The sequence below is a fragment of the Lelliottia jeotgali genome (assembly GCF_977070485.1).
The window spans coordinates 347,002-362,235 of the sequence record NZ_CDRVFO010000005.1; the positions used below are offsets into that span (position 1 = coordinate 347,002).

The window sequence follows — 15,234 nt, forward strand, 5'->3', positions numbered from 1 at the left end:
GCATGCTGCACATCAATTGCCCCCCTCTTGGCCGCTACTGACTTCTTCGGGTACAGCTTCCCCGGACATGCGTTTGCGAAACAGTGCCGCCCTGGCCAGTAGCAGGGTAGTGACCGGTACGGTGATCGACAGTAGAACAGGGATCAACCAAGCGTGCAGTACCGGGCCTTGCTTGAGCCATGAAAAATAGATGATCGAAGCTAAGGCAACGCACCAGGTCCCGATGGTCGAGGCCAGGGCTGGCGGGTGCATGCGCTGGAAATAATCCTTGAGGCGCAGCAGGCCAATTGCCCCGATCAATGCAAACAGGCTGCCGAGCAGCAGCAGGGCAGCGGTAACAAGCTCCAGCCAGAGTGGTAGTTCAAGAACATCGGTCATTCTATTACCTCACCACGCAGCAAGAACTTGGCCAGGGCAAACGAGCCGACAAAGCCGAACAGTGCAATCAATAGTGCGCCTTCAAAGTAGGTATCGCTGGCATAGCGGATCCCCAATACCAGCATCATGAGCATGGCCAGGATGTACAGGTAGTCCAGTGCCAGTACCCGGTCCTGGGCGGAAGGGCCGCGAAACAACCGAATCAGCGTCAGGCCCATGGCCAGGGCGAAGATGAACAAGCTGGCGAGCACCGCATAGGCTAGCAGGCCTGTCATTGGAAAATCTCCATCAGCGGTCGTTCGTAGGTGTGTTTGAAGTGCTCGATGAAGGCGTTTTCATCCTTGAGGTCGAACACGTGCAGCAACAGGACGCTACGGTCCAGGGCCAGTTCTGACCAAACGGTTCCGGGTACTACGGTGGTGATCATCGACAGTGCTGCCAGGCCGTGGGCGTCGCGCAGGTCCAGGGGGATATGGACAAAGGCCGAGCGAGGCGGGTGTTGCCCGGTGCGCAACACGCTGAGGGCTACTTGCAGGTTGGACTGGATGACGTCGATACCTACCCGGCCCAGCAGTTTTGCAACTGTCAGCGGCCTGCGCACATGGGCGTGCTGGGGGCGCAGTGGTGCCATCAGCAGCGGCGCCAGAATACCAAGCGCGGCTGCGAGGAGCAGATTGCCCGGGCTTACGGAGAGGTTCAGCAGCAACCACAGTACGAAGAGTGCGACAGACAGCAGCGGTGCGGGGAAAAATCGGCTCATGGCTGCACCTGTGCGTCGAGCGTGGTCGGGCCAGGGATCGGCTGCGCGGCCATTACGGCCCTGATGTAGGTGTCAGGGGTCTGCAGGCTGGCAGCAGTGTCCTGGGTGTAACGTAGCAGCGGCTCGGCTCGGAAGCTGAGCATGATGCAAAGGCCCAGCAAAATGACGATCGACAGGCATTCGTAGTGTCGCAGCGCGGGGGAGGGCCGCTCTTCAGGCTTCCAGAAGCGCTGGATGCCCACGCGGCCGAAAGCGATCAGCGAAGCCATGCCAGACAGGACGAGCAGTACTACCAGCGCCCAGGCGGCCGCAGATAGCGGTCGCTCGGCCGGCACACCCAACCCTAGTGGGTTGAACAGCGCACTGATCAAATTGAGTTTACCGACGAAGCCGGAAAGCGGTGGCATGCCGATGATCAGCAATGCACAGGCAATGAAACTCAGGCCCAGAAACGCCATGGTCCAGGGAATGATCTGGCCGATCACTGCCTTCTGCTCATCGTCCAGGTTGATACCTTTGGGTGGATGCAACGACTCGAGTGGCGAAGGCATGCTGCCTTCTTCGTCCTCCAGTGGTGGCTCGTTGGCCGAGCGGGAGCGTTCCACCAGCTCGGCGAGCAGGAACAGTGCACACAGTGCCAGGGTTGAATTGACCAGATAGAACAATGCTGCACCCGTCAGGACGGGCTGGGCAAAGCCGATCGCGCCAAGCAGAGTGCCTGCCGAAACAAGTATGCTCAGCGCTGCTATGCGCTCCAGTCGTTGTGCGGCAAGTATCGACACGGCTGCGATGGCAAGGGTGACCAACCCCCCATAGATCAGCCACTGCCCGCCGAAATGCGCGGATGCACCGGCCTGGCCCGAGAACAACAGGGACCAGAGCCGCAACACTGCGTACAGGCCGACCTTGGTCATGATGGCGAACAATGCGGCTACGGGTGCGCTGGCCGAGGCATAGGCCGGTACCAGCCAGAAATTCAGCGGCCAGATGCCGGCCTTTGCCAAGAAGGCTATGGCCAGAATTGCCGCGCCTGCGTGCAGCAAACCACGGTCGGCTTCGGGCACTAACGGTACTTTGAGCGCGAGGTCGGCCATGTTGAGGGTGCCGGTCACGCCGTAAAGCATCGCGGCGCCAATCAGAAACAGCGAAGAAGCGAATAGGTTGATGGCGATGTAATGCAGGCCGGCCCGCACCCGCGCTCGTCCCGAGCCATGCAGAAGCAGCCCATAAGAGGCCGCTAGCAGGACTTCGAAAAACACGAACAGGTTGAACAGGTCGGCAGTCAGGAAGGCGCCATACAGGCCCATCAACTGGATCTGGAACAGTGCGTGGAAGCTGGCGCCGGCGCTGTCCCAGCGGGCGCGAGCGAACAGCAGGGCGCTGATGCCGATGACCCCGGTCAAAGTCAGCAGCAGCGCCGACAGGTGATCAACCACCAGCACAATGCCGAAAGGTGCGGGCCAGTTGCCCGGCAGGTAAACACCAATCGATTCCGCTTGCCCCTGGACGCGCACCCACAACAACAAGCTGATGGCGATGACCAGCCCGCTGAAGGTCGACAGCAGGTTGAGACGCGCCTTGAGCAGGCGGTGCTTCTCGCCCAGTATCAGCATCACTGCTGCGGTCAGCAACGGCAGCAGGATGGGGGCGATGATCAGTTGACTCATTTCACTCATTCATCACGCTCCCGGCCATCCACGTGGTCGGTGCCGGTCAGGCCGCGAGATGCCAGCAGCACCACCAGAAACAGGGCGGTCATGGCAAAGCTGATGACGATGGCCGTCAGAACCAACGCCTGGGGCAGCGGGTCGGTGTAGTGCAGCAGGTCCTGTGTCACGCCTTCCTTGATGATCGGCTCCTTGCCAATGAACAGGCTGCCCATACTGAAGATGAAGAGGTTGACGCCATAGGACAGCAGGCACAGGCCCATGATTACCTGATAGGTTCGTGGGCGCAGGATAAGCCACACGCCCGATGCGGCCAGTACGCCGATGGCGACTGCAATGACTTCTTCCATCAGGCGGCTCCTGCTTGGCTGGGTTTCGAAGGATTACCCGGGCGGTAGGCTCGCACCGACTGGTGTGCCAGGGCAGTGAGGATCAGCAGGGTCGAGCCGACCACTACGGTGTACACGCCGACGTCGAAGAACAGCGCGCTGGCCACGTGCACATCGCCGAGCAATGGCAGGTGCAGGTGGGCGGTATGCGTGGTCAGGAAAGGGTAGCCCAGCAGCATGGCGCCAACCCCGGTCAGTGTTGCGCACAGTAGCCCGGTGCCCATCCAGCGCAGTGGGCGCAGGCTCATCTGGGCTTCGACCCATTGGGTACCTGCGACCATGTACTGGAGGATGAATGCCACCGACATCACCAGGCCTGCGACAAAGCCGCCGCCAGGCTGGTTGTGGCCCCGCATGAACAGGTACATCGAGATCAGCAGGGCGATCGGCAGCAGCAGCCGTACCAGCACCGCAGGCACCATCATGAAGCCCAGCGCTGTGTCGGTGGCATGGCGCGGGTTGATCAGGTCGGTGACCACGTCGGGTGCAAGCTGGCGCTGCTGAGCTGGCAGCTGCATGCTCTCCTTGGGTGGGCGGAAGCGGCGCAGCAGGGCGAACACGGTCAGGGCGACGGCCGCCAGCACGGTGATCTCGCCCAGGGTGTCGAAGCCACGGAAGTCAACCAGCATTACGTTGACCACGTTGGTACCGCCACCTTGTGGCAAGGCTCGGCTGAGATAGAACGAGGAAATATCGTTCGGCGTTGGTCGTGTCAGCATGGCGTAGGACAGCAGCGCCATGCCACCGCCGACCAGGATTGCCAGCAGCAGGTCGCGCAGGCGCCGCATGCGGGCGCGGTCGAGGCTCCCGGGCAGCGGCGAGACACCTTCGATACGCCGCGGCAGCCAGCGCAGGCCGAGCAGGATCAGTACCGTCGTGACAACCTCGACGACCAGTTGGGTCAGCGCCAGGTCAGGTGCGGAGAACCATACGAAGGTGATGCAGGTCATGAGGCCGCAGACGCCAACCATGATCAAGGCGGCCAAACGGTGATACTTGGCTTGGTAGGCGGCGCCAATGGCGCAGGCGATAGCGATCAACCAAAGGGCGACGAACACACCTGAGCCCGGGATTTTAGGGCGCTCGCCCCAGCTCAGGCCGCTGTACAGCATTGGTGTGAGCCCCGCGAGGAAGGCGGCAAGCACCAGCATGAACAGTTGCGCCTGCAGACGGCGAGTGGTCAACAGCCCCTCGATGCGCCGTGCCAGTAACATCAGATGCACCTGGCCATGCTCGAACAGGCGCTTGCCATTGAAATGCTCAAGCAGGGGTGGATACGGGAAGCGCCCTCGGCGCAACTGGTTGCGCAGCAGCAGGTAAAGCACGATGCCGCCGCTCATGGCCACTAGGCTCATGATCAGCGGGGCATTCCAGCCGTGCCAGATGGCCAGGCTGTACTCCGGCAGAGTACCACCCACCACTGGAAGGGCTGCAGCGGCCAGCAACGGGCCGACCGACTGGGCAGGGAAAATACCCACCACCAGGCAGGTGAGAACCAGCAGTTCGACTGGCGCGCGCATCCAGCGTGGAGGTTCGTGAGGTGTGTGAGGCAGGTCTTCGGCGGCTGGGCCAAAGAACACGTCAACGGTGAAGCGCAAGGCGTAGGCAACGCTGAACGTGCCGGCCAGGGTAGCTATCACAGGCAGTGCCGCCTCGACCCAGGCGGTGGAGCTGATGAACACGGTTTCGGCGAAGAACATTTCCTTGGACAGGAAGCCGTTCATCAATGGCACGCCGGCCATCGAGGCGCTGGCCACCATCGCCAGGGTCGCGGTGTAGGGCACCAGACGGATAAGCCCGCTGAGGCGGCGGATGTCGCGGGTGCCGCTTTCGTGGTCGATGATGCCGGCGGCCATGAACAGCGAGGCCTTGAAAGTGGCATGGTTGAGTATGTGAAACACGGCCGCCACTGCGGCGAGCGGGCTGTTCAAACCCAATAGAAGCGTGATCAGGCCCAGGTGGCTGATGGTCGAGTAAGCCAGCAGGCCCTTGAGATCATTCTGGAACATCGCTGCGAAGGCGCCCAGCAGCAGGGTTATGGCCCCCGCGCCACCGACGATCCAGAACCACTCCTCGCTGCCCGAAAGCACCGGCCACAACCGTGCGAGTAAAAACACCCCGGCCTTCACCATGGTTGCCGAGTGAAGATAAGCCGAAACCGGAGTTGGTGCTGCCATGGCATGAGGGAGCCAGAACTGGAAGGGGAACTGCGCGCTCTTGCTCAATGCTCCGACCAGGATCAGGGGCAGCAGCACTGGATACAGCGCGTGCTGGCGAATGGTCTCGCCGGCAGCCAGCACTTTATCCAGGTCATAGCTGCCCACCACATGGCCGAGCAATAATGCGCCGACCAACAGGCACAGGCCGCCGGCGCCGGTAACCATCAACGCCATGTAGGCCCCGCGTCGGGCGTCGGCGCGGTGGTGCCAGTAGCCGATCAGCAGGAACGAGAACAGGCTGGTCAGCTCCCAGAAAAACACCAGCTGTATCAGGTTGCCCGAAATCACCAGGCCGAGCATGGCGCCCATGAACGCCAGAAAGAAGGCAAAGAAGCGTGGTACCGGGTCCTGTGGCGACATGTAGTAGCGCGCGTACAGCGACACCAGGGTGCCTATGCCCAGTACCAGCAGCGAGAATAGCCAGGCGAAGCCGTCCATGCGCAGTACCAGGTTCAGGCCCAGGCTGGGCAGCCAGAGGAACTCCTCGCGGATTACACCGCCGTGGGCAACCTGGGGGTACAGCAGTGCTACCTGGACGGTGCCGACCAGGGCCACGAGCCCAGCCAGGATCGACTCGGCGTTACGTGCGTTGTGCGGCAGCACAGCTGCCAGGCAACTGCCCAAGAACGGCAGAAGCAGTAGCACTATCAAGGACATAGCGTTCTATTCTGGAAAGGTTTGCCAAGGATCATACGTGCCGCGCAGGTGATCACCAACACGCAAGCTGTCGCAGAATCATACAAACAGGGTGTGACAAGCCGTTTTTTTATAACAGTTTTTTACGAGCATAGCTGTTGTTCACTGCTTTACAGCCCGCCTTCGCGTTCGCCCTCTACCTTGAGCTCTTCGCTTTCATTGCGTAGTCGTCGAACTTTAAGTTCGCTGACCACCACGGCGATGACGATCAATAGGCCGCCTATAAGCGCCACACCGGGCAGACGCTCGCCGGCGATGCGGCCGACGATGCCCGCCCACACCGGCTCGCCGGCGTAGATGAGCGTGGCGCGGGTTGGCGATACCGATTTCTGCGCCCAGTTCATCGCTACCTGGATCACTGCGCTCATGGCACCCAAACCTAGTGCACTGAGCAACAATAGCCAGGAGAAGTCGGGGAGGTGCTCCTGAGTCGGTACGATCATCAGGAACGACAGCAGCGAGGCGGTGGCCAGTTGCACAACGGTGACGCGGCGCACATCGACCTGTCCGGCATACCGGCTGATCAGAATGATCTCGGCGGCGATGGCCACGGCGCTCACCAAGGTCACGACTTCGCCTTCGCTGAAACGCAGGGTGCCGCCCTCGGGGCCGGCGAGCAGCATCAGGCCGAGGAACGCCAGGCAAATACCCAGGCTTGGCATCAGCCCTGGACGACGGCCAAGCACCAGCCACTGCAACAGCGGTACGAAGGGCACATACAGTGCAGTGATAAAGGCCGACTGGCTGCTGCTGATGGTTTGCAGCCCCATGGTTTGCAGACCATAGCCTAGCATGATAGTCGCACCGATCAGCACGCCGGCCTTCATTTCGGTGAATGTCAGCCCAGGCAGCGCGCGTATCGACACCAGGCCCACGAACAAGGCGGCAGCGGCAAACCTCAGCCCGACGAAGAACATCGGGCCACTCACGGTCATGACGTTGTGCACCAGCAGGAAGGTGCCGCCCCACAGCATGGTGATGAACACCAGTACCACTTCGGCCTTGCTCAGGCGCAAGGATACGTTGGTCTGCTGGCGGTTGATCGGTTGGGTCATGGTCTTGCTTACTCGGAAGTGGCAGCGCACAATCGCCGCAAAGTGGGCAGTATACTGCGCAACATTTAGAAGTGAGCAATATAGTGCACAAAGATTCCGCGCACCGTGCTTCGGTGCTGCAGCATGTGAGCTTCAACGTTCGCGCCCTGCGCAATGCAGTGGGGATGAGCCAGAGTGCTTTGGCCGAGCGTTCTGGTGTCAGCCGGCGCATGCTGGTGGCGATCGAGGCCGGTGAGAAGAACGTCAGCCTGACTACGCTCGACCTGATAGCCGAAGCGTTGGGGGTTGCCTTCAGCCGGCTGATCCAGGCGCCCGACCAGCGTGATACCAGCCGTATCGACGAACTGGCCTGGGCCGGTGAGCATCCCCAGAGCAAGGCGGTGCTGCTGGCCAGCAGCGCCGCTCGGCGAGAGGTGGAGATTTGGGAGTGGACCCTGGCGCCGGGTGAGAGCTACACCAGTGAAGCCGATGCCGAGGGCTGGAGCGAGCAGATCTATGTGGCTGAAGGGCAACTGACGCTGATCATCGAGCAGACCGAGTACTGCCTGCACGTCGGTCAGTTTCATGTGTTTGCCAGTAACTGCCTCTATGCCTACCGCAACGATGGTGCGGTGCCGACGCGTTTCGTACGCAACGTAGTAATTTGAACGGTCAGTTTTTCAGAAGGTCATCGGTCTTCACCACTTTGGCGTACGCAAAAGCGAGTGCAGCCATCACCGAATCGTGCACCTGGGCCGCCGGTATTTGCTTGCCATTGAACTCAAGAGGCAGGGTGGCGCAGGCATCGTGCGCCACCGTGACTTCGTAGCCAAAGTCAGCTGCTGCTCGCGTGGCGGCATCGACGCACATGTGGCTCATGCTGCCGACTATGGTGAGTGTTTTTACACCTTGGTCATCAAGCTTGCGCTTTAGATCGGTATCAAGAAATGCATTCACCTTGTGCTTGAGCACGACGGGCTCGTCATCCAGCGGCTGGACTTTTGGGTGAATCGCAGCGCCTTGGGTGTCGGGAGTGAAGAACGGCGCGTCTTCGCTTTCGAACTCATGCCGCACATGCACCACAAGGTCGCCTCGCTGGCGTGCCGCGGCCAGCAGCTTTGCCGCATTGTCGGCCGCGGGGTTGGCGCCTTCCAAGGGCCACTTGCCTCCGGGGAAATAGTCGTTCTGGATGTCGATGATGATCAGCGCCTGCTTGCTCATGCTGCCTCCTGGGTCAGTAGCATCGGGTGGCATTAGTTATAGGCGGTGCGCGGGATGAATGCGTAGTTCAGGGCAGATGCGGCCCGGGCCCCTCGCTGGCGAGGTGATCCTGGCGATTGCGAAGCGGGCAATCCTTCAGCGACATGCAGCCGCAGCCAATGCAGCCGTTAAGTTGATCGCGCAACAGGATCATTTCGTCGATGCGTCGATCGAGGTCTTCGCGCCAGCCTTCGGACAATCGTCGCCAGTCCTCGGCGGTAGGAATGTGATCACTTGGTAGCGTCGCCAAGGCCCTAGCGATGTTGGCCAGCGGGATGCCCAAGCGCTGAGCCATCTTGATCACCGCCACGCGGCGCAGCATCGCCCGTGGGTAACGGCGCTGGTTGCCGGCGTTGCGGGAACTCTGGATCAGGCCTTTGGTTTCATAGAAGTGCAGAGCGGTTACCGCCACACCGCTGCGCGCGGCCAGTTGGCCGACGCTGAGCAGCTTTTCGTGGGTGGTCGGCGTATGTCTGTGCATGCGAAAAAGCTCTTGACCTTGAGTTAACTGGAGGTTTTACCCTGCCGATCATCGCGCTGCAAGCGTCCGGAGCAAGGAGACTGTCCATGTTGGCCATGCCGCAACCGCTGTGGTTCACCCAGATGATCGAATATGAAGTGCCTGCCACCCGCCAGGAGGCACTTGCCCACGCATTGGTACTTCGCGCTGAGGAGCTGGCCTCGCGTTTTGAGGGGCTGCAAGAAGTCAGCATACAGGCCAGCGATGACGGTAGCCGCGTATTGCAGTGTCTACAGTGGCAATCACGACAGGCTTGGGTAGCGGCAGCTGCGTGTTTTGTCGAAGAGCCCTTCCTCGAAATCGTGCTTCGACATCAGGCGCGCAGCGTCAACTTTGCCGCTTATCAGGCGTTACGAAGCCTGGCGCGGGGTGTCGACGGTGGCCTGCACTGCCAGGTCGGTGCGTCTCAGGCATACCAGGGGGCATAATGGGGATAGCGGTCCAGACGCGCACCTATCACCATCTCGCTGATCCACGACGCGAGGATCGAACTATAGGCTTTCTGGCTTTGCTCGCTCGATAGTGCGTGGTCCGCGCCGTCGACGATGCGGTGGGTAAGCGAGTGGGCGCTGACGAAAGCCGAACGGTAGCTCATCAGCGTGGTGTGAGGCACATAATCGTCCTGTTCCGACTCAACCAGCAGCACGTCGCCAGCGAACTCCGCGCAGGCAGCCAGGGCGCGATTGTCACCTGGGCCAAGCAGGCGCTGGCGGTAGGCTTGCAGGCGCTGACGGTCCAGGGTCTGCTTGGGCTTGTCCCATTCGTCGTCCCAGTACATCGCAGGTACGCGTAGAGCCAGCCACTTCACGGGCCGCTGCAGGGTCAGCAAGCTGGCCAGGTAGCCGCCATAGCTGCTGCCGATGATGGCGATCGCACTGCTGTCCACCGCGGGGTGGCTAACCAGGCGGTCATAAGCAGCCAGCAGATCTTTGAGGTTCTGCTCGCGTGTAACCGTAAGGCGCTGGCTTTCGGTTTTTTCGTGGCCCCGCAGGTCAAAGGTCATGCACACGCAACCGAGCCCTGTGATATGCCGGGCCCGTGCAAGGTCGCGTTGCTGGCTACCGCCCCAGCCATGTACGAAAAGGATCCCGGGCATCTTGCTGCCGGGGCTGACCAGGGTACCGGCGATGCTGTCGTCCTCGACCTGCAATTCGACGGTTTCACTATGAATGGCCATGCTCGCGAATCCGCGCGTATTTGCAGAATTGTCCGAGTTCACTGTCGTTTCCTTGATAGAAGAGGGTGGCGTCAGTGGGAAGGTTGAGCGTACCGAATATTTCATGAGTGGAGGCTCGAACCTGTTGCAGTGCCGGGTCATCGGCAAAGGCCTGCAGGGCCAGCAGCTCTGCGCTGCTGGCGCCGCCCAGACGCCAGGATTGTTCGAGCACGCCACTGCGCAGTTGGCCCCTAGGGTTTTTGCCGCGTGCGATGTCATAGTTGCGTCGGGAGGCAATGAAGCCTGGGAAGTGCTGCTCGGCTGCATGCTCATAGGTCAGGGCCTGGTTGACGGCAAGGCGCAGATGGTCTTCCAGCGGCAGTTGCAGCAAGGCCAGGTAGTCGCCGCGCACCACCAGCAGATCGGAACCTCCGTAAACCTCGGTACCTTGGTGGTCCTGGGTCAATTGCTGGGTGCCGAGGTAGCTGCAGGTCAGGCCGGCGACACGGACTTGGCCGACGCTGAAGGTTTCTACTTCACTGAGGTCCTCCTCCAGCACCAGCCCCCACAACGCCAGGTCCTGATCGTCCATGTTGGCCAGCAATGGCTCCAGCTCATCCAGTTGAACGATCACCTGTTGCCCGCGACCCGCGCAAGCCAGCACTGGCTTGAGCCGTACTGCGCCATCGCGTAGCAGTAGCTGCGCGGCCCGCCGGGCATCGGCTTTGCTGAATACGGTGTAACCGCACAGCAAGGCATCGCTGGCCTGGCGGGCGAAGTCGTCAGTCCAGCCTTGGGGAAAGGTGGCATTGGCAGGCAGCGGGTGGGAGATCGCCTTGGTTGCCATATAAGGGTGGCTGACCAAGCCCCCGAACAGGTCATGTTCAGTACGGATGCCGAGGAGGGCATAGCGTTGCGGGTTGATGAGGGTTTCAGTGGGTAGATAGTAATAGCGGTCGGCCGCTTTGGGTGGCAGATCAGGGGCCACTCGCGCGCATCCTAGAAGCTCGGCCAGGCCATCAGCCAGCTTCAGGTGCACTGCGTGTTCGTGCTCAGGGGTGTGATCGCGTGTATCGAGGAGGACGACCCCCGCTTTTGATTCGCAGGTGCTCGGCATGGGCATCAGCCTGTCTGCAATGAGTGTACTGCTTGTGAAGCCCGTGGTTTCGGGAAGTTCAGGTGGAAGTGATCGATGGTTCGCTCCCAGTGGCAGGAACCGCTTTTGTTTAGCCGGCGCAGCGCTGGCTTGCAGGCCGGGAGTCGGTCGGCGAGATTGCAGGGGGAGCTTGGGTGTTCCATTATCTCGCATCTGGATTAACCAAGATGTTACCGCAGGAGTGCGAATGAACGTTCAGACCACCCGTGAGCAGAGGGTTCCCGAGCGCCTGATGCGCGTGCGCGAGGTAATGGCCAGGGAGGGGATCGATGCCCTCCTGGTGCCCTCAGCCGACCCTCATCTTTCTGAGTACCTACCGGGCTATTGGCAGGGGCGGCGGTGGCTGTCGGGCTTCGATGGCTCGGTGGGTACGTTGGTGGTTACAGCGAATTTTGCAGGGGTATGGGCCGATAGCCGTTACTGGGAGCAAGCGATCAAGGAGTTGGCGGGTAGCGGCATCGAACTCATGAAGCTGCTGCCGGGTAAGCCGGGTGCACTGGAGTGGCTGGGCGACAATGTCCAAGCCAAAGGAACAGTGGCCGTGGATGGGGCGGTCATGGCGCTGGCGTCTGCACGCCAGCTCGAGGAGCGCCTCAGGGGGCGAGACATTCGTCTGGTAACCGGTCGGGATTTGCTTGCCGAGGTTTGGGAAGGGCGCCCTGCGCTGCCAAGTAACCCTGTGTATCAGCACCTGCCGCCTCACGCCACAGTCAGTCGGTCGGAAAAACTTGCCCAGTTGCGCCGCACCATGGAAGAGAAGGGGGCAGACTGGCACTTCATCGCGACGCTGGATGACATCGCCTGGTTGTTCAATTTGCGCGGTAGTGACGTCTCCTACAACCCGGTATTCGTTTCCTTTGCATTGATCAGCCAACAGCAGGCCATTTTGTTCGTCGCGGCTGGAAAGCTTGATGCGCATTTGCGCCATGTGCTGGAAGCCGATGGTATCGAGGTGCGTGATTATTCGGAGATCAGCGAGGCGCTGTCAGAGGTACCTGCCGGTGGCAGGCTTTTGGTCGATCCCGCGCGCGTGACCTGTGGCCTGCTTGAGAACCTAGGCCCGCAGGTGCAGCTGATTGAAGGGCTGAACCCGACCACGTTGAGCAAATCAAGCAAGGGTGAACATGAGCTGGTCCATATCCGCCACGCCATGGAGCAGGATGGCGCAGCCCTGTGTGAGTTCTTCGCCTGGTTTGAGGCGAGCCAGGGTAAGGAGTCCATCACCGAACTGACCATCGATGAGCAATTGAGTGCTGCGCGTGCACGGCGCCCCGATTTTGTCTCGCTGAGTTTCTCTACCATTGCGGCCTTCAACGCCAATGGTGCAATGCCCCATTACCGCGCCACCGAGCAGTCTCACGCGGTCATTGAAGGCAACGGCTTGCTGCTTATCGATTCGGGAGGGCAGTATCTGGGCGGCACCACCGACATCACGCGGATGGTTCCGGTGGGCACTCCGACGTTTGAGCAGAAGCAGGATTGCACTCGGGTGCTCAAGGGTATGATCGCCCTGTCGCGCGCCACGTTCCCGCGCGGTATTCTTTCGCCCTTGCTCGATGCCATCGCGAGGGCGCCGATTTGGGCGGATCAGGTCGACTATGGCCATGGTACCGGGCACGGTGTCGGCTATTTCATGAATGTGCATGAGGGCCCCCAGGTCATTGCCTATCAGGCTGCTACCGCGCCGCAGACCGCTATGCAGGAGGGGATGATCAGCTCGATCGAGCCAGGGACCTATCGCCCTGGTGCTTGGGGGGTGCGCATCGAGAACCTGGTGGTCAACCGTGCATCGGGCAAAAGCGCGTTCGGTGACTTCCTCAATTTCGAGACCCTGACGTTATGCCCTATCGATACACGTTGCCTGCTCACCGAGTGCCTCACCAAGGATGAACTGGTGTGGCTCAATGGCTACCACACGACGGTTCGCGAGCGCCTTGCTCCCCTGCTGTCAGGCGACGCGTTGGCTTGGCTCGAAACTCGTACAGCGGCATTGTGAGCAGCCGAGGTGGGCAGTAGATAAAAGAAGGGCAGCTCACGAGCTGCCCTTTCTGTTTACTTGCAGATGACGATCATGCTGCGGCTGGTATACCCGGCTGGGTTGATGCCGAAGAGGTAATCACCCGGCTCTTCGTCGGTGTCTCCAGAGCGGGCGATGACCTTGTAACCGCGTGTGCTGCAGGCCGTGGCGGCCTTGCTGTAGCACTTGTCCCAGGACGAGGAGAGGCCGGAGCAGTTAATGTGCAGGCCCTTCTTCCCTTTTTTGACCTCAGTCTTGGCCGTTGCGGCACATCCGGCAATGGCCAAGACGGCCAGGATGAGCAAAATACGTTTCATTCCTGTCCTTAAATGCAGGGTTGATCAGTTGTCTGACCCTGTCGTTATCGCTTCGGTTCTTCCTGAATATTCTTTGACATCCATGTGCATGCAAGTAGATAGCGTAAAGATTATGGTTTTGTGACAGCTTAATCAGCAGGGCTGCTCCCTACAATGGCCAATTCCGAGCTAAATGAAAATATTTCTCAAATCAATCGGCCGCCACAGGGGGCTTCGCGTCGCGGCGCATGGACAGGGTGGCGCCCACTGACGCGGCAATGATGGCGAGAATGGCCAACCACTGGGTTACGCTCAGCAACTCGCCCAGGAACAATAAGCCGGAAAGGGCACCAATGGCGGGTTCTATGCTCATCAGAGTGCCGAATGTGCGTGCGGGCATGCGGGTCAGGGCGACCATTTCCAGGCTATAGGGGAGAGCAGTCGAGAGTATTGCGACGCCTAGGGCCAGTGGGATGAGCGCAGGTGTCAACAGTGCGGTGCCTGCATGGACGATACCGATCGGGGCAACAAATATCGCCGCGACCACTACACCCAGCGCTGCGCTCTGAATCCCGTGTTCTGCTCCGGCGCGTTGGCCAAAGAGAATGTACAGGGCCCAGCACACGCCGGCACCCAGTGCATAGGCGGCTCCCGTGAGGTCGAGGGGCTGGCCGCCATGGCCGACCGGGATCAGCAGCAGCAGGCCGCTGACTGCCAGCGCAATCCACAAAAAATCCATGGCGCGCCGCGACGCGAAAAGCGCTACGGCCAATGGGCCTGTGAATTCGAGGGCTACAGCGATGCCCAGTGGTGTTGTCTGCAGTGCCATATAGAAGAGGAAGTTCATCCCGCCCAGGGCCATGCCGTAGATGATCACATTACGTAGCGTCTGGGTGGTCATCCGTACGCGCCAGGGACGCAGAATCAGCAGCATGATGATGCTGGCGAAGATCAGACGCAGGGTTGTCGTGCCTTGTGCACCGATGATCGGGAACATGCTTTTGGCCAGGGACGCACCGGACTGTATCGATGCCATGGCGATAAGCAGCAGGCCTACAGGGAACAGCGTGGTGGCCATGCTGCGGGGCTGGATGTTCATTTGTGCGCGGCAATCCTTTTAATAATGGGAGGCGAGTGTGCAATATAGTGCGCAATTGCAAGGGTGAGGTGCAAGGTGCCCGCGAAAACACCTTCTTGCTTGAACGTCCAGTGATTTGAAATAAAGCCTTGACGCCTTCTCGAATCCCCTTATAATGCGCCCCACTTCCAGCGTAGTCGGAACGAGAAACTCCTTGAAATTCAACGAGTTGCTTAATCCAGGTAGTACTGGAAGTGCTTCGGTCGACTGATCGATAGCGGTTAAAATGGTGGTTGACAGCGCTTCTAAACGCTGTATGATTCGCCTCCCGCTACGAGAGATCGCGGCGAGCCAAGTGTTTGAAGCTAAACGAGTTTCTCGCAAAAAACTTCAAAATAAACGCTTGACAGGCTCTGAGGAAAGCGTAGAATGCGCGCCTCGGTTGAGACGAAAAGCTCTTAACCAAACGCTCTTTAACAAATCGAATCAAGCAATTCGTGTGGGTGCTTGTGAGTATGGTCTGATAGTCAAAAAGATTATCAGCATCACAAGTGACCATGCGAGAAATCACATAGTCATTTGAGATTGCTGAGCCAAGTTTAGGGTTT

General features: G+C 60.2%; 16 protein-coding genes. 3 read left to right on the top strand and 13 right to left on the bottom strand.

Annotated features, from left to right (window positions below; all coding sequences use genetic code 11):
• Window positions 1-12: 12 nt before the first annotated feature.
• The 7 genes from ACW4TB_RS10310 to ACW4TB_RS10340 form a co-directional block, all read right to left on the bottom strand.
• Window positions 13-378, bottom strand: a complete 366-nt coding sequence (locus ACW4TB_RS10310; protein ID WP_012315285.1) for a Na+/H+ antiporter subunit G — start codon at window positions 376-378, stop codon at window positions 13-15.
• A complete protein-coding gene (locus ACW4TB_RS10315; RefSeq protein ID WP_012315284.1) occupies window positions 375-653 on the bottom strand; it encodes a K+/H+ antiporter subunit F in 279 nt (92 codons plus the stop codon). The genes ACW4TB_RS10310 and ACW4TB_RS10315 overlap by 4 nt, the downstream gene beginning before the upstream one ends.
• On the bottom strand, window positions 650-1,138 hold the full coding sequence (locus ACW4TB_RS10320) for a Na+/H+ antiporter subunit E (protein WP_254466140.1): 489 nt from the start codon (window positions 1,136-1,138) through the stop codon (window positions 650-652). Before ACW4TB_RS10320 ends, ACW4TB_RS10315 begins: the two co-directional genes overlap by 4 nt.
• Complete coding sequence (locus ACW4TB_RS10325; RefSeq protein WP_254466139.1) at window positions 1,135-2,814, bottom strand: monovalent cation/H+ antiporter subunit D; 1,680 nt, start codon at window positions 2,812-2,814, stop codon at window positions 1,135-1,137. Before ACW4TB_RS10325 ends, ACW4TB_RS10320 begins: the two co-directional genes overlap by 4 nt.
• Window positions 2,811-3,155: a Na+/H+ antiporter subunit C gene (locus ACW4TB_RS10330; RefSeq protein ID WP_012315281.1), complete on the bottom strand. Its 345-nt coding sequence runs from the start codon at window positions 3,153-3,155 to the stop codon at window positions 2,811-2,813. Before ACW4TB_RS10330 ends, ACW4TB_RS10325 begins: the two co-directional genes overlap by 4 nt.
• Window positions 3,155-6,070 carry a monovalent cation/H+ antiporter subunit A gene (locus tag ACW4TB_RS10335; RefSeq protein WP_012315280.1) on the bottom strand — a complete coding sequence of 972 codons (2,916 nt, stop codon included), beginning with the start codon at window positions 6,068-6,070 and terminating at the stop codon, window positions 3,155-3,157. Before ACW4TB_RS10335 ends, ACW4TB_RS10330 begins: the two co-directional genes overlap by 1 nt.
• A 149-nt stretch (window positions 6,071-6,219) precedes the next feature.
• Entirely contained in the window at window positions 6,220-7,164 is a 945-nt protein-coding gene (locus tag ACW4TB_RS10340) for a DMT family transporter (RefSeq protein ID WP_279932716.1), read from the bottom strand.
• Window positions 7,165-7,247: 83 nt separating this feature from the next.
• Between ACW4TB_RS10340 and ACW4TB_RS10345 the strand changes: the two genes are divergently transcribed.
• The gene (locus ACW4TB_RS10345) at window positions 7,248-7,811 is read left to right on the top strand and encodes a helix-turn-helix domain-containing protein (RefSeq protein WP_254466137.1); all 564 of its coding nucleotides are present in this window, start codon (window positions 7,248-7,250) and stop codon (window positions 7,809-7,811) included.
• A gap of 4 nt (window positions 7,812-7,815) precedes the next feature.
• On the opposite strand, the gene ACW4TB_RS10350 is transcribed toward ACW4TB_RS10345, so the two are convergent.
• Together ACW4TB_RS10350 and soxR are read right to left on the bottom strand one after the other, a co-directional pair.
• Window positions 7,816-8,364, bottom strand: a complete 549-nt coding sequence (locus tag ACW4TB_RS10350) for a cysteine hydrolase family protein (RefSeq protein WP_012315277.1) — start codon at window positions 8,362-8,364, stop codon at window positions 7,816-7,818.
• A gap of 67 nt (window positions 8,365-8,431) precedes the next feature.
• The gene (soxR, locus tag ACW4TB_RS10355) at window positions 8,432-8,884 is read right to left on the bottom strand and encodes a redox-sensitive transcriptional activator SoxR (protein WP_254466135.1); all 453 of its coding nucleotides are present in this window, start codon (window positions 8,882-8,884) and stop codon (window positions 8,432-8,434) included.
• An 86-nt stretch (window positions 8,885-8,970) separates the two neighbouring features.
• On the opposite strand from soxR, the gene ACW4TB_RS10360 reads away from it, so the two are divergent.
• The gene (locus ACW4TB_RS10360; RefSeq protein ID WP_254466134.1) at window positions 8,971-9,351 is read left to right on the top strand and encodes an antibiotic biosynthesis monooxygenase; all 381 of its coding nucleotides are present in this window, start codon (window positions 8,971-8,973) and stop codon (window positions 9,349-9,351) included.
• Here ACW4TB_RS10360 and ACW4TB_RS10365 read toward each other — a convergent pair.
• Together ACW4TB_RS10365 and ACW4TB_RS10370 are read right to left on the bottom strand one after the other, a co-directional pair.
• Window positions 9,330-10,100 carry an alpha/beta hydrolase family protein gene (locus ACW4TB_RS10365; protein WP_012315275.1) on the bottom strand — a complete coding sequence of 257 codons (771 nt, stop codon included), beginning with the start codon at window positions 10,098-10,100 and terminating at the stop codon, window positions 9,330-9,332. The genes ACW4TB_RS10360 and ACW4TB_RS10365 overlap by 22 nt on opposite strands.
• Window positions 10,087-11,388: a DUF3182 family protein gene (locus ACW4TB_RS10370; protein WP_455842962.1), complete on the bottom strand. Its 1,302-nt coding sequence runs from the start codon at window positions 11,386-11,388 to the stop codon at window positions 10,087-10,089. Before ACW4TB_RS10370 ends, ACW4TB_RS10365 begins: the two co-directional genes overlap by 14 nt.
• Window positions 11,389-11,422: 34 nt before the next feature.
• Between ACW4TB_RS10370 and ACW4TB_RS10375 the strand changes: the two genes are divergently transcribed.
• Window positions 11,423-13,231, top strand: coding sequence for an aminopeptidase P family protein (locus tag ACW4TB_RS10375; protein ID WP_279932721.1), 1,809 nt, complete (start codon window positions 11,423-11,425; stop codon window positions 13,229-13,231).
• A gap of 56 nt (window positions 13,232-13,287) precedes the next feature.
• Here the strand turns inward: ACW4TB_RS10375 and ACW4TB_RS10380 are convergent, their stop codons facing one another.
• A complete protein-coding gene (locus tag ACW4TB_RS10380) occupies window positions 13,288-13,569 on the bottom strand; it encodes a hypothetical protein (RefSeq protein ID WP_039602547.1) in 282 nt (93 codons plus the stop codon).
• Window positions 13,570-13,759: 190 nt separating this feature from the next.
• Entirely contained in the window at window positions 13,760-14,647 is an 888-nt protein-coding gene (gene rhtA, locus ACW4TB_RS10385) for a threonine/homoserine exporter RhtA (RefSeq protein ID WP_279932723.1), read from the bottom strand.
• Between the last annotated feature and the right edge of the window lie 587 nt (window positions 14,648-15,234).

Bases quoted from the DNA above. Each gene is read 5' to 3' on its own strand.
- ACW4TB_RS10365 (WP_012315275.1), bottom strand. From the start codon at position 10,100: ATGGCCATTCATAGTGAAACCGTCGAATTGCAGGTCGAGGACGACAGC.
- ACW4TB_RS10320 (WP_254466140.1), bottom strand. From the start codon at position 1,138: ATGAGCCGATTTTTCCCCGCACCGCTGCTGTCTGTCGCACTCTTCGTA.
- ACW4TB_RS10370 (WP_455842962.1), bottom strand. From the start codon at position 11,388: ATGCGAGATAATGGAACACCCAAGCTCCCCCTGCAATCTCGCCGACCG.
- ACW4TB_RS10335 (WP_012315280.1), bottom strand. From the start codon at position 6,070: ATGTCCTTGATAGTGCTACTGCTTCTGCCGTTCTTGGGCAGTTGCCTG.
- rhtA (WP_279932723.1), bottom strand. From the start codon at position 14,647: ATGAACATCCAGCCCCGCAGCATGGCCACCACGCTGTTCCCTGTAGGC.
- ACW4TB_RS10380 (WP_039602547.1), bottom strand. From the start codon at position 13,569: ATGAAACGTATTTTGCTCATCCTGGCCGTCTTGGCCATTGCCGGATGT.
- soxR (WP_254466135.1), bottom strand. From the start codon at position 8,884: ATGCACAGACATACGCCGACCACCCACGAAAAGCTGCTCAGCGTCGGC.
- ACW4TB_RS10340 (WP_279932716.1), bottom strand. From the start codon at position 7,164: ATGACCCAACCGATCAACCGCCAGCAGACCAACGTATCCTTGCGCCTG.
- ACW4TB_RS10360 (WP_254466134.1), top strand. From the start codon at position 8,971: ATGTTGGCCATGCCGCAACCGCTGTGGTTCACCCAGATGATCGAATAT.
- ACW4TB_RS10310 (WP_012315285.1), bottom strand. From the start codon at position 378: ATGACCGATGTTCTTGAACTACCACTCTGGCTGGAGCTTGTTACCGCT.
- ACW4TB_RS10375 (WP_279932721.1), top strand. From the start codon at position 11,423: ATGAACGTTCAGACCACCCGTGAGCAGAGGGTTCCCGAGCGCCTGATG.
- ACW4TB_RS10325 (WP_254466139.1), bottom strand. From the start codon at position 2,814: ATGAGTGAAATGAGTCAACTGATCATCGCCCCCATCCTGCTGCCGTTG.
- ACW4TB_RS10350 (WP_012315277.1), bottom strand. From the start codon at position 8,364: ATGAGCAAGCAGGCGCTGATCATCATCGACATCCAGAACGACTATTTC.
- ACW4TB_RS10330 (WP_012315281.1), bottom strand. From the start codon at position 3,155: ATGGAAGAAGTCATTGCAGTCGCCATCGGCGTACTGGCCGCATCGGGC.
- ACW4TB_RS10315 (WP_012315284.1), bottom strand. From the start codon at position 653: ATGACAGGCCTGCTAGCCTATGCGGTGCTCGCCAGCTTGTTCATCTTC.